Consider the following 12,569-nt stretch of genomic DNA (forward strand, 5'->3'; position numbering starts at 1 on the left):
AGCCGCCTCACACGGGACACCGGGGAACGCACGGAACATTCGGGAAAGCCGCACCGTTGGTACGAGTGTGACGGCGAAGGGGCCCGGTCCCCAGGCCCCCCCCAGAGGCGACCGCTCTTCGCCCGTCACGGCGATCGGCCCCGGTTGGAACCCCCCGTCCACCCGGGGCCCCGTCGTTTCCGGGTGCCCTGCCCCGCCCGGCCCCCCGCCCCCTTGCCCCCCCGCCGCGGAGTGCCCCGCCGAGCGGAGGTGCGCACGGCGCCCGTCCGGCGCACACCACGGCGCGTTGGACTCGTCCGAGTGACTCCCGGCATGCTCCCCCGGCCTCCGGGCAGTCATCCTCCGGGACCGCCGACGATCATCATGCGGCCCCTCCCACCAGGGACGATCCACAGGGGGACCCATGATCCACCGGGCACCGGCAGTGCGCCGCGCACTCCTGACCGCAGCCTCCGCGCTCCTCCTCGCCGGGTGCACGTCCGTCACCCCGCCGACCCCCGGCCGCCCCGCCGACCCGGCCGATCAGCAGCGCCTCCTCGCGTCGGCCGAGCACCGTCTCGTCGTCGACTGCCTGGCCGAGCGCGGCCTCACCCTCACCTCCCGCCCCCGCGCCCCGGCCGAGGACCGCGACCTCCAGGCCGCCCTCTTCGGCTCGGGCCCCCGCGAACTCTCCGTCACCCTCGCCACCGGGGCGACCGTCACCGCGCACACCGACGGCTGTGTCGCCGCCGCCCGTGAGCGGCTCTACGGGGACCAGCGCCGCTGGTTCCGCGCCCAGGTCACCGTCGACAACCTCCGCGCCGAGGCGCAGGCCCGGCTGCGGACCGACCCCGCCCACGTCGCGGCCCTCGCCCGCTGGACCGCATGCGCGACACCGTCCGACGGACCGCGGCCCGAGCGCCCCGACCCCGGCGTCGCCGCCCACTGCGCCCGCGAGACCGGTCTCGACGCCGTCCGGGCCCGGCTGGAGGGCGCCGAGCTCCTCGTGGTGCGCACCCTGCACCGCGACGAGCTCACCACCTACCGGCAGTTGCGCGACCGCGCGCTGCTGCGGGCAGCCCGACTGCCCGCCTCCACCCCACCGAAGAAAGGCCACGACCTTCCGTGAAGCGCATCCTGGCGACCGCCACCGCCGCACTCCTCGCCGCCACCGCCGGTCTCGCCCTCTCCCCCTCCGCCGGTGCCGCAGAGTGTCCCAGCGGCGAGTTCTGCGTCTGGCAGAACGCGAACTTCGGCGGCCAGCGAGCCAACTGGAGCGGTGACGACGGCTGGTGGGAGAGCTGGATCTCCGACACCGACTCCTCCTGGGCCAACCACGGCATCTCCGGCCCAGGAATCAAGGATCACGTCCGCGTCTACGAGAGCGCCTGGCAGGGCGGCAGCATGACCATCTGCCTCGCCCCCGGCCAGGAGGTCGGATACAACGGCGCCGCCAACGACCGCGGCGACTCCCACACCTGGGCCACCCGCTGCTGACACCCGCTCACCCCACCCGGCCGTCCCCGGGGCGAGCGCTCGCCCCGGGGACGATCGGTTCGACCCGCCGCCCGCGTCAGCCGGCGCGGTGCGTCGTCGGGTGGCGGAGGGCGGAGGTGAGCATCAGACCCGCGCCGCGGACGACACTGGTCGCGGGATCGTTGGCCAGACGGACCCGGGCCCTGAGGATGTGGGCGAGGCGGCTGGTGACATCGAGCCGGAGCGCGCCCCCGCCGGTGACCAGGATGCCCCTGCGCAGCGCGCCGCGGACGTCCCCCGTCCTGTCCTGCCGCCAGAGGTCGCTCACCAGGTCGGCCGCGGTGCCGGCGATCCGGTCGGGGACGTCGCCCGCCTCCGCCAGGTCGTCGAGGCCGACCTCGGCGAGCCGGGCGTCCGCGACGAGCCCGTCGACGACGAGCGTGACCTCGGTGAGCCCGGCCCCCAGGTCGACCACGAGCAGCGGACCGCCGCCGGGCGGGGCCGCGTACGCCGCGGCCGCGCGGGCACTGTCCACGGCGATGACCCGGACCGGGTTGAGCCCGGCGACCATCCGGCGCGCGGCCTCCCGCTCCGCCGGGGTGGCGAGGACGGGATGCGTGAGCATCACGACCGTCTCCTGCCCCTCGTCGCCCGGCGCCGCCGCGGCCAGCCGCCGCAGCAGTGCCGTCTGGGTCGGGGTGTCGGCCGACCGGCCGCGCCCCGGGAGCGCGCTCGGCACGTCCGCGAAGACGCCCGCCCCGGGAGCCCACGCACGGGTCCGGGAGCTGCCGATGTCGAGGGCGATCGCCCGCACCGGTCGCCGCGTGCCCCGGCCTCCGCCGGTTGCTCCCCAGGAGTCCATCGCTTCCGTCCATCGTCCGCCGACCCGCGGATTGCGAGGCCGATGCGCGCCCTTACTATGCAGTATTCGGACCCGGAACGCCACGGTGCTTGGGGATCGAAGGCGCCCGCCGGACAAGAGACCCCCTAGGCCTCCGCGCCGAGCCAGAGGTCCGGGCCGAACACCTCGTAGTGGATGTCGGCCGGAGCCGCGCCGACGGCCAGCAGGTCACCGCGGACCGTACGCATGAAGGGCAGGGGGCCGCAGAGGTACGCGGTCGTGCCCCGCGGCAGGTCGAGGGCCGTCACGTCGGCGCGCCCGGCCGGGGCCCCGGAGTCGCCCGGCTCCTCGTACCAGAGGTGCAGGGACCCCTGCGGCAGGGCGGCCACGAGACGGCGCAGCTCGTCCGCGTGCGCGTGGGACTCGGGGGAGCGGTCCGCGTGGGCGACCACGACCGTGCGCCGGGAACCGGTGGCCACCAGATGGTCGAGCATCGCCAGCATCGGGGTGCACCCGATGCCGGCCGAGGCGAGCAGCAGCGGGCCGTCGCCCTCGGGCAGCACGAGGTCGCCGAAGGGGGCGGACACCTCCAGCGTGTCGCCCGCGCGCGCCTGCGCGTGCAGCCACGAGGAGACCTCGCCCGCCGGGTCGCCCGCGACACGCTTCACCGTGATGCGCCACTCCGGACGCCCGGGAGCGGAGGAGAGGCTGTACTGGCGGATCTGCCGGGCGCCGTCCGGGAGCGCCACGCGCACGCCGACGTACTGCCCGGGCCGGAAGGAGCCGGTCGACCCGTCCTCGGCGCGGAGCGCGAACGAGACCGTGTCGGCGGTCTCCTCGCGGCGCTCGACGATCCGCACGGGCCGCCAGACCGCGCCCTCGACGACCCCGGCCTCCTGGTAGAGACGGGTCTCCACCGCGATCAGCGCGTGGGCCATCAGCCAGTACACCTCGTCCCAGGCGCGGGCGACCTCGGGGGTGACCGCATCGCCGAGCACCTCGACGATCGCGGCGAAGAGGTGCTCGTGCACGGTCCTGTACTGCTCGGACGTGACGCCGAGCGAGGCGTGCTTGTGCGCGATCCGCGCCAGCATCGCGTCGGGACGGGCCTCGGGGTGGTCGAGCAGGGCGACGGCGAACGCGGCTATGGAACCGGCGAGCGCCTTCCGCTGCTCGCCGTTGGCCTGGTTGCCCCGGTTGAAGAGGTCGCGCAGCAGCTCGGGACGGGCGGCGAACAGCCGCGCGTAGAAGCGCTCCGTGATCTCGTCGAGGGCACCGCCGACGGCGGGCAGAGTGGCGCGGACGACCGGAACGGCCTGCTCGGACAGCATCGGAACCTCAATCTGGTAGATGATCTACGTATTTAAAGTCGGAGCGATCGACCGACCGGCGAGCGGGGCGGTCAGGGGGCCGGGCGTGGGGAGAGCGAGAGCAGCAGCGGGCCCGTGGGCGAGCCCACCAGCTCCGTCACCGTCAGCGGATCGAGGCTGCGGTAGAACGCCTCCTGCGCCTGTCGCAGCGCCCCCCGCAGCCGGCAGCCCGTGCGCAGGGGGCAGGGCGAGTCGCCGTCGCAGGCGGCGACCTCCTCCTCGCCTTCCAGGGAGCGGATCAGCCAGCCGATCGAGGAGCGCCGGCCCGTCTCGGTGAGGGCCAGGCCGCCACCGCGCCCGCGCCGCGCCTCGACGACGCCGAGGTGCTGGAGCCGGGTCACCACCTTCGCCATGTGGGTGTAGGGGACGGCCATCTCCTCCGCCACCGCGCGCGTGGTGACGGGCTCGTCGTCCGTCGCGACCGCCAGGCGCATCACGGCACGCAGCGCCAGGTCGGTGAACTTGGTCAGCCTCACGCGGCCGACCGTATCAAACCGGTATTCCGGAGTCGTATTAAGGGGGAGGGGGCAACGGGAAGCGGGCCCGCACCGGCGACCGGTGCGGGCCCGCTCCAGCGGTCCGGCGCGTCAGGCCAGGACCTTGGCCTTCGCCCTCTCGAACTCCTCGTCCGTGATGGCGCCCTTGTCCCTGAGGTCGGCGAGCCGGGAGAGCTCGTCGATCGAACTGGCGCCCGCGCCGGCTCGGCCGCCGGTTCCCTGCGCGCCCGACGAGCCGGCCGTCTTGCGGATGTAGTCCTGGAACGCGGCCTCCGCGTCCTTCGCCTGCTTGGCGTCGCGCTCACCCATGCTCCTGCCCCGGGCGATCACGTACACGAGCACGCCGAGGTAGGGGAGCAGGATGCAGAAGACGAGCCAGCCGGCCTTCGCCCAGCCGTTCAGGGAGTGGTCCCGGAAGATGTCGCTGATCACCTTGAACAGCAGGAACAACCACATGACCCAGAGGAAGAACCACAGCATGGTCCAGAACACGTTCAGGAGGGGGTAGTCGTCCATTCCCGCGTACTCCAATCCTCGCCCCGGCCGCGGAGACCGGGCATACGAGTGAGTCTCGCCCAGGACCGGTCACCCCGCACCTCGGGTCGCCCCCGGACGCCTACGCCTCCGGAGTCAGGCGCGGCGCAACGCCGCCAGCGCGCGGTCGGCGTGGGCGCTCATCCGCAGTTCGCTGCGGACGACCTCCCGCACCCGGGCGTCCTGACCGATGACGAACGTGACGCGCTTCGTCGGCGCCAGCGAGAAGCCGCGCTTCACCCCGAACCGCTCGCGCACGGCGCCGTCCGCGTCGGAGAGCAGCGGATAGCCGAGGGAGTGCCGCTCGGCGAACTCCTGCTGCCGCTCCACGTCGTCGACGCTGATGCCGACCGGAAGCGCCCCCGCGGCGCGGAACTCGGCCGCCAGGTCCCGGAAATGGCACGCCTCCGCGGTGCAGCCCGGCGTCATCGCGGCGGGGTAGAAGAAGAGGACGACCGGCCCGTCCGCGAGCAGCCCACTGAGGGAGCGCGGTGTCCCGGTCTCGTCCGGAAGGGTGAAGTCCTCGACGTGGTCACCGACGTTCATGAAGGTCCGTCCCCGATCCGTGCCCTGGTACGCCACCGGCGCCTCCGATGGCCGGCCGGTGACGTTACCTCAGAGTAGGCTCCGCCGTCACCCGATCGGACGCGCCCCCGGACTCCGAGCCCGCGCCGGACTCCGTGCCCGCGCCGGACTCCGTGCCCGCGCCGGACGCCCTGCCCGCGCCGGGCGTCGTACCCGCGCGGGACTCCAGCACGGCGAGGACCCTCTCGCCCCACCGGAGGTTCTCCTCCTCCAGCATCCGGCCCCGCATGAGCGTGAGGTACGGGCCGACGCGGTCCGCCTCGCGCAGGTACGCCTCCTCGTCCCGGTCGCCGAGCAGCCAGTCCCGGAGGCGGTCGTAGCGGGCCAGCTTGTCGCGCGCCGTCTCCATCCGCCGGACCACGAACCCCCGAACGGCCTCCGTGTCCCCCTCGTCGCAGGCCTGCACCTGCACCATCAGCTCGTCCCGGATCGCGGTCGGGCGCGGCGCGGTCGAGGTGTACGCGTACAGGTCCTGCCGCCCGGTCTCCGTGAGGCGGAACATCCGCTTGTTGGGGCGGCGTTCCTGCTCGACGACCCTGGCCGTGATGAGGCCCGCCTCGGAGAGCCGGTCCAGCTCGCGGTAGAGCTGCTGCGGGGTGGCGGCCCAGAAGTTGGCGACGGCCACGTCGAAGATCTTGGCGAGGTCGTATCCGGATGCCTCGCCCTCCAGGAGAGCGGCGAGGACGGCGTGCTTGAGGGACATCCGGACACGCTAGCAGCCCGTTGAATAGTTTCCTCCACACCTATTCAACGCTGACAAAAGCCGCTCGCCGGGCCTCCGCCGAACCGTATCGGACCGTGCCGGTCCGCCCACCGGAGACCGCGGCGGCCGCGCTTCGCTGGCAGGCCGCCCCACGGCCTGCCTACTGTGGAGGAGGGAGGACCGCGCGGGGGCCAGACCCGAGAGGGACAGGACGATGGACAGCGAGGCGTTCGTCTACACCACCTACATCCGGACCACGCCGGACGACCTCTGGAAGGCGCTCACGGACCCCGAGCTGACCCGCCGCTACTGGGGCGTGGCCTTCGAGACGGACTGGACGCCGGGCGCTCCCATGGTCTGGGACGAGGGCGGCCACCGGACCGTCGACCCCGAGCAGATGGTCCTGAAGGCGGACCCCGGACGTCTCCTCTCGTACACCTGGCACACCTTCACCCCCGACTGGGCGCGGGCCGCCGGCGTCGACGACGACGCGTACGCGCGGTTGGCGGCGGAGCGGCGCTCCAAGGTGACGTACGACGTCGAACCGTCGGGTGACATGGTCAAGCTCACCGTCACCCACGACGACCTGGAGCCGGGCGGCACGATGCGGGGCCTCATCGCCGAGGGCTGGCCCGCCCTGATCTCCAGCCTCAAGTCCCTTCTGGAGACCGGCGAGGAGCTCCCGGAACCCGCCCGCTGATCCGGCACCCCCGGCCTGGCGTTGCGCCCCTGGGGCCCCAGGGGCCGTGGGACTTGGGCCGTTCGAGTCGTCTCGTCGGCGGCCTCGCGCCACGCCCGGTCACTTGATCATCTTTTCGCCTCATATCCGTTTTGATGGTCGCCGCGGGGGCCGTCCTCGTGGCCACCACGGCGGCCCAGTCGCCGGGCCACCTGCCCGGCGAGCCCCCGGCCGCCGCGGCCGGACTCTCCTCCGCGACGGTCGTGTCCTTGGGGAACTGCCCCGCGACCGGCGGCCTCTGCTCCGCGCCTCTGCGCACGGTCGCCCTCGGCGGCGGCCCCGTCCACACCGGCCGCGCGATCGATCTGGAGGCGGGCGCCACCGGGCCCGTCGAACTCGCCCTGCGCACGCCGGGCCTGCTCGCCGACGTCACCGTCACGGACCGCCGCGGCCGCCGGGTGGCGGGGTCCGTCGCGGCGGACGGGTCCCGCTGGACCAGCGAGGGGCCGCTGCCCACCGGAGGCGCCTACACCGCCCGGCTCGCCGTGGAGCGCTCCGCGGCACGTTCCGGCGGATCCCGCCGGCAGCACGCGCGCCTCGACTTCCGCACGCCCGCCGCTCCGGCCGGTGAGCGGCTCACCCTCACCCTCGGGCCGGGCGGGGGAGGCGTGTACGGCGTCGGACAGCCGCTCACGGCCGAACTCAGCCACCCCGTGCCCGCGCGGGCGACCGCCGCACGGCGCCTCGTCGAGCGCGCCCTCGACGTCCGCAGCGAGCCCCGTGCCGACGGCTCCTGGTACTGGGTCGACGCCTCCACCCTCCACTACCGGCCGCGCCACCACTGGCCCGCGGGCGCGCGGATCCACGTCCGCCCGGCCCTCGACCGGCTGCACGTCATGGACGGTCTCAACGGCGGCCCGTCGAAACCCCTCGCACTCACCATCGGCGACCACCTCGAAGCCGTCACCGACGTCTCCGCCCACGTGATGACCGTGTACCGCAACGGCACCCTCGTCCGCACCATCCCCGTCACCACCGGCAAGGCCGGATACCGCACCCGCGGCGGCGTCAAGGTCGTCCTCGCCAAGGAGCCCCTCGTCCGGATGCGCGGCGACTCCATCGGCATCGCCCGGGGCAGCCGCGACTTCTACGACCTGAAGGTCCGCTGGGCCACCCGGGTGACGTGGAGCGGCGAGTACCTGCACGCGGCGCCCTGGTCCCTGGACGCTCAGGGCACCGCGGACGTCAGCCACGGCTGCACCGGCATGAGCACCGAGGACGCGGCCTGGTTCTTCCGCACCGTCCGCGAGGGCGACCTCGTCCGGGTCGTCCACGGGTACGGGGAGCCGATGCCCGCCTTCGGCAACGGCTTCGGCGACTGGAACCTCAGCTGGCCGCAGTGGCGACGCGGCAGCGCCCTCGACCCGGGCGAGACCCGCACCGCCCCCGCCGCGGCCGGCGCCCTGCGCCCCGCCCTCTGAGTCCGGCAACCGGCCCCGCGCGCCGCGCACCGACGCCACGCCGGAGTCCGGTCGCGCGCCGCCTCCTCCGTACCCCTCGGCGATACTGACGTTCTGTCAGCCGACCGCCCCGAGTGCCCCAGGAGCCCTGCCATGACCGACGTCACCGCGGTCCGCGTCGGGGACGCGACCCTGTACGTCGAGGCGCGACGCCTCGTGCCCGCGTCCGGCCACCCCGAAGACGACCTCGGGGACGGCCTGGAGGGGCTGGGGAACCGGCTGCCGGACCTCTCCGCCGTCACCGAGTCCCTCGCCGCCTTCGCGGGCCGCATCGGCGAGGCCCTCGACCGTGCCGCCCCCGACCGGGCGACCGTCGAGTTCGGCTGCCAGCTGGGCCTCGACGCGGGCAGGCTCACCGCGCTCGTCGTCCAGGGCAGCGCCAACGCGAGTCTCCGCGTCACCCTGGAATGGGACCGCGGCACCCGCTGACCCCGGCACCCGCTGACCCCGGCACTCGCTGACGCCGGCCTTCGACGACCGGCGCGGCGGCTTCAGTCGTTGACCGCCGTGAGCAGGACCACCGAGTCCTCCAGGGCCGTCAGTCCGTGCCGCTCCTTCGGGATCATCCGCAGCCCGTGCGCGCCCAGGTCGTCGGACCAGCCCGCCGCCGTCAGGCGCACGCGGCCGCGCAGCACCTGAAGGCTCGCGGCGGGGGGCGCGTTGTGTTCGTCGAGCGAGGTGCCGGAGGTGAGCGCGATGACGGTCTGCCGGAGCACCCCGTCGTGCACCACGAGGTGTGCGCTGCGGCCGTGCGGGTCGGTGCGGGCCGCGGACATGTGCTCGTCGGCGAGGGCGTCCAGGTCCAGGATCATGTCTCTCCCTACGGGACTGCGGGACTGCGGGCTGCGGGATTGCGGGCGGGTTCGCTGCTGCGAGGTGCGCGGGCGGCTCCTCCCAGCCTCCCGCGTGCCGTCCCGGACGCAACTCGGATGTGTCGCCGGGGGACCCGACCGGTCCGCGCGGCTACCGCGACCCTGTGCGGCGCGCCACCGGCCGGACCGCCCTCGCCACGCTCGCGGCCGCCGCCGTCCTGACCGGCGGGAACGCGGTCGGCGTCGGTGCGGCAACCGCGAGCTCGACCCCCTGGGGGCCCGGCCGTCCGGGTGGTGGGGCGCGCGACCACATCCGCCCCCGACGGGGGTCCGGCCGCCCCGCGGCGTCACCGCACGGCGCGTCGGACCGGCCGCCACCCCGGCGAGCGTCGGGGTGGCGCGGCGACGGCCGGGGCCGGCTCAGCCCGTGGCCGACGAGGGCCCGATCGCCGCGTCCGGCACACTCCGCGCGATGATCGCCGCCGCGTCCACGCCCGTCGGCAGGGTCCCGAAGGCCAGCCCCCGGTCGGCGTCGAGCCGCGACGCGCAGAACGCGTCGGCCACCGCCGGATGCCCGTGCCTCACCAGCAGCGAGCCCTGGAACACCAGCGCCATCCGCTCGACCAGCCGCCGCGCCCCGAACTCCACGGACGCCGGGTCCCCCAGCCCGGCCAGCTCCTTGCGGAGCCCGGCGACCGCCGCGTCCAGGCGCCGGTCCCCGCCCGCGCCCCGGTCGACCTCCGCGAAGTACGCCTCCACCGCCTGCGGCTGACGCCCCATCGCCCGCAGCACGTCGAGGGCGGCGACGTTCCCCGAGCCCTCCCAGATCGACGGCAGCGGCGACTCCCGGTACAGCCGCGGCAGCCCCGAGTCCTCGACGTAGCCGTTCCCGCCCAGGCACTCCAGGGCCTCCGCCGCGTGCGCGGGGGCCCGCTTGCACACCCAGTACTTGGTGACCGCGAGGCCGAGCCGCCGCAGCTGCTCCTCCTCCGCGTCGCCGCGCGTCGCCCGGTCCACCGCGCCGGCCAGCCGGAGGGCGGCCACCGTGGCGGCCTCCGCCTCGACTGCCAGGTCGGCGAGGACGTTCCGCATCAGCGGCTGGTCGACGAGCCGGGCCCCGAAGGCGCTGCGGTGCGTGGCGTGGTGCGCCGCGTGCACCAGACCGAGCCGCATCCCGGCGGCCGAGCTGACGGCGCAGTCGAGCCGGGTCATGTTGACCATGCGGATGATGGTGGCGACCCCGCGGCCCTCCTCGCCGACGAGCCGGCCGAGGGCGCCCTCGTACTCGATCTCCGAGGAGGCGTTCGAACGGTTGCCCAGCTTGTCCTTGAGCCGCTGGAGGCGGATCGCGTTGCGGCTGCCGTCCGGCAGGACGCGCGGCACCAGGAAGCAGGAGAGCCCGCCGGGGGCCTGCGCCAGCGTGAGGAAGACGTCCGACATCGGGGCCGACGTGAACCACTTGTGCCCCGTCAGCGCGTAGAGACCGGGCTCGCCCGCTGGGACGGCACGCGTCGCGTTGGCCCGGACGTCCGAACCGCCCTGCTTCTCCGTCATGGACATCCCGGCGATGATGCCGCGCTTCTCCGTCGGCACACGCAGCCCGAAGTCGTACGAGGAGGAGGCGAGCAGCGGCTCGTACACCTCGGCGAGGTCCGGCTGGGCCCGCAGCGCGGGCACGGCCGCGTACGTCATCGAGACCGGGCACAGGTGACCCGCGTCGGCCTGCCCCCAGACGAACACCTTGGCGGCGCGCGCCACGTGCGCGCCCGGCCGCCCGTCCCGCCAGGGCGCGCCGTGCAGCCCGTGCCGCACGGCGACGTCCATCAGCTCGTGCCAGTACGGGTGGAACTCGACCTCGTCGATCCGGTGGCCGTACCGGTCGTGGGTGTGCAGCACGGGGGAGTGCCGTTCGGCGAGGCGCCCCCACTCCTGGGCCTGCGCGCCGCCCGCCCGCGCCCCCAGCTCGCGTACCTCGGCCTCGGCCCAGCCGGCGCCCTCCCGGCGCAGCGCCTCGACGAGCGCGGGGTCGGCGGAGACGTCGTAACCGGTCAGGGGCGGGACCTGGTTGGTGACCTCATGCGTGGTCGGCATCGGGAGCTCCCAGTGCTCGCAGGGTGAAGGTGACGAGGGCGGGTACGGTGTCGGGCCCAACGGACCCCTCCGCCAGCGGGCCGACGAGCGCCTCGGCGCCCGCGCCGACGAGCGCGGAGGCGGTCAGGAGCGGGTTCTGCGGAGGCAGCTCGCCGGAGCGCACGCCGTCCGCGACGTGCGTGGCGAAGACGTCCCGGAACGCGCGCCGGAAGACGAGCCGCTCGGCGTCGACCGCGGGGTCGACCGGCTCCGCGAGCAGCGCGTAGGCCAGCCGCGGCGACTTCAGGGCGCGCTGGGCGAAGGTCTCGATGGCGGCGACGACCCGGTCGGCCGCCCGGCCGTGTCCGGGGTGCCCCGCCGCCTCGGTGACGGCCTTGACCTCCCGGCTCACCACGGTCCTGAAGAGTTCGACGGAGAGTTCCGACTTGCTGCCGAAGTGGCGGTACACGCTGCCCGTGGCGATGCCGGCGCGTCCCGCGACGGCGGCCATCGTGCAGCCGGCGTAGCCCTCCTCAGCGAGCAGCCCGAGCGCCGCCTCGACGAGAGCGGCGCGCTGGGCGTCGAGCCGGGCCTGGACGGCGGGCGTGCGGCGGTAGGGCATGGAAGGAGTGAAGCAGTGATTCACTCCTTCATCAAGGAACGTGGTCGCGCGGGAGCGGGGCGCGGACAAGGCGCCCCCCGGGGCGGGAGGCGCCTTGTCCTGCGGTGGCGGCGGTGCGGCGAGCCGCGTATCAGCCCGTGAACACCTCGATCAGGGACCAGATCGCGAGGCCCGCCATGCAGACGCCGCCGATCCGCTGCACGGTCGTGAGCGGCACGCGCTTGGCGATGAACCGGCCGGCGACGAGCGCGAGGGCCGAGACGCTCGTCAGGGCGGCGAAGGAGCCGATCGCCGTGGACCAGGTGCCGTTGGTGGCGGCGAGGTTCGCGGTGGTGATCTGCGTGAGGTCACCCCACTCGCTGATGAAGACGGCCATGAAGGCGGTCGAGAAGACCGGCCAGAAACCGGTGACCGTCCGGCCGCCCGTGTCGTCCTCCTCGTCGTCGCCCCCGCCGCGCAGCAGCATGAACGCGCCGAAGCCGAACAGCAGGGCCGAGACGAGCTTCACGATCCAGCCGGGCAGCAGGCCCAGCAGGCTGCCGGCCCCGACGGCGATGGCGACGTGCGCGAGGAAGGCGGTCGAGGTGCCGAACCACACGTACAGCGGACGCATCCGCGTGCCCATGGCGAGGGACGCGAACATCGTCTTGTCGGGAAGCTCGGCGAGGAAGATCAGCCCGAAGGCGGTGAGGATCGCCAAGGGGTCGAGGTGCATACCGGGGCTCTCTGCTCGGTCCGGGCCCCGTGGCTCCGCACGACACCTCGGTGGGCGACGGGAGGACCACTCGGCCCGGCATGACGGACCACGCCCACGGAAACGCGGACGCGGTTGTTGCCTGGCCGAAGGTCTCGCCCGTCCGCCCGCCCTCGCACTCCGTGCG

At 74.5% G+C, this 12,569-nt stretch carries 14 protein-coding genes and 1 pseudogene; 5 read left to right on the top strand and 10 right to left on the bottom strand.

Annotated features, from left to right (window positions below; translation table 11 throughout):
• Positions 1–403 precede the first annotated feature (403 nt).
• Together ACWDVG_RS15685 and ACWDVG_RS15690 are read left to right on the top strand one after the other, a co-directional pair.
• A complete protein-coding gene (locus tag ACWDVG_RS15685; protein WP_451699710.1) occupies positions 404–1,108 on the top strand; it encodes a hypothetical protein in 705 nt (234 codons plus the stop codon).
• Positions 1,105–1,476, top strand: coding sequence for a peptidase inhibitor family I36 protein (locus ACWDVG_RS15690; RefSeq protein ID WP_451699711.1), 372 nt, complete (start codon positions 1,105–1,107; stop codon positions 1,474–1,476). Before ACWDVG_RS15685 ends, ACWDVG_RS15690 begins: the two co-directional genes overlap by 4 nt.
• 76 nt (positions 1,477–1,552) lie before the next feature.
• Here the strand turns inward: ACWDVG_RS15690 and ACWDVG_RS15695 are convergent, their stop codons facing one another.
• The 6 genes and pseudogenes from ACWDVG_RS15695 to ACWDVG_RS15720 all read right to left on the bottom strand — a co-directional run.
• Complete coding sequence (locus ACWDVG_RS15695) at positions 1,553–2,317, bottom strand: rod shape-determining protein (protein ID WP_451699712.1); 765 nt, start codon at positions 2,315–2,317, stop codon at positions 1,553–1,555.
• 125 nt (positions 2,318–2,442) lie between these two features.
• Positions 2,443–3,627, bottom strand: coding sequence for a globin domain-containing protein (locus ACWDVG_RS15700; RefSeq protein WP_451699713.1), 1,185 nt, complete (start codon positions 3,625–3,627; stop codon positions 2,443–2,445).
• Between the two features lie 71 nt (positions 3,628–3,698).
• Complete coding sequence (locus ACWDVG_RS15705; protein ID WP_451699714.1) at positions 3,699–4,142, bottom strand: RrF2 family transcriptional regulator; 444 nt, start codon at positions 4,140–4,142, stop codon at positions 3,699–3,701.
• Positions 4,143–4,253: 111 nt separating this feature from the next.
• Positions 4,254–4,679 (bottom strand): SHOCT domain-containing protein, encoded by a 426-nt coding sequence (locus tag ACWDVG_RS15710; RefSeq protein WP_451699715.1) that lies wholly within the window; start codon positions 4,677–4,679, stop codon positions 4,254–4,256.
• A gap of 114 nt (positions 4,680–4,793) precedes the next feature.
• The gene (locus ACWDVG_RS15715) at positions 4,794–5,243 is read right to left on the bottom strand and encodes a peroxiredoxin (protein ID WP_451699716.1); all 450 of its coding nucleotides are present in this window, start codon (positions 5,241–5,243) and stop codon (positions 4,794–4,796) included.
• Positions 5,244–5,424: 181 nt separating this feature from the next.
• Positions 5,425–5,985, bottom strand: a pseudogene (locus ACWDVG_RS15720) (PadR family transcriptional regulator); the annotation flags it as partial.
• 214 nt (positions 5,986–6,199) lie between these two features.
• Here ACWDVG_RS15720 and ACWDVG_RS15725 point away from each other — a divergent pair.
• From ACWDVG_RS15725 to ACWDVG_RS15735, 3 genes are all read left to right on the top strand, one after another.
• Entirely contained in the window at positions 6,200–6,685 is a 486-nt protein-coding gene (locus ACWDVG_RS15725; RefSeq protein ID WP_451699717.1) for an SRPBCC family protein, read from the top strand.
• 134 nt (positions 6,686–6,819) lie between these two features.
• A complete protein-coding gene (locus ACWDVG_RS15730; RefSeq protein ID WP_451699718.1) occupies positions 6,820–8,145 on the top strand; it encodes an Ig-like domain-containing protein in 1,326 nt (441 codons plus the stop codon).
• Positions 8,146–8,277: 132 nt separating this feature from the next.
• A complete protein-coding gene (locus ACWDVG_RS15735; RefSeq protein WP_451699719.1) occupies positions 8,278–8,613 on the top strand; it encodes a CU044_2847 family protein in 336 nt (111 codons plus the stop codon).
• A gap of 62 nt (positions 8,614–8,675) precedes the next feature.
• Here the strand turns inward: ACWDVG_RS15735 and ACWDVG_RS15740 are convergent, their stop codons facing one another.
• The 4 genes from ACWDVG_RS15740 to ACWDVG_RS15755 form a co-directional block, all read right to left on the bottom strand.
• Positions 8,676–8,993, bottom strand: coding sequence for a cupin (locus ACWDVG_RS15740; protein ID WP_451699748.1), 318 nt, complete (start codon positions 8,991–8,993; stop codon positions 8,676–8,678).
• 423 nt (positions 8,994–9,416) lie between these two features.
• Positions 9,417–11,087, bottom strand: coding sequence for an acyl-CoA dehydrogenase family protein (locus tag ACWDVG_RS15745; RefSeq protein ID WP_451699720.1), 1,671 nt, complete (start codon positions 11,085–11,087; stop codon positions 9,417–9,419).
• Positions 11,071–11,688, bottom strand: coding sequence for a TetR/AcrR family transcriptional regulator (locus ACWDVG_RS15750; protein WP_451699721.1), 618 nt, complete (start codon positions 11,686–11,688; stop codon positions 11,071–11,073). The genes ACWDVG_RS15745 and ACWDVG_RS15750 overlap by 17 nt, the downstream gene beginning before the upstream one ends.
• Before the next feature lie 130 nt (positions 11,689–11,818).
• A complete protein-coding gene (locus ACWDVG_RS15755; protein ID WP_451699722.1) occupies positions 11,819–12,403 on the bottom strand; it encodes a TMEM165/GDT1 family protein in 585 nt (194 codons plus the stop codon).
• Positions 12,404–12,569: the final 166 nt, after the last annotated feature.

The sequence above is a fragment of the Streptomyces sp. NPDC003327 genome (assembly GCF_053589515.1).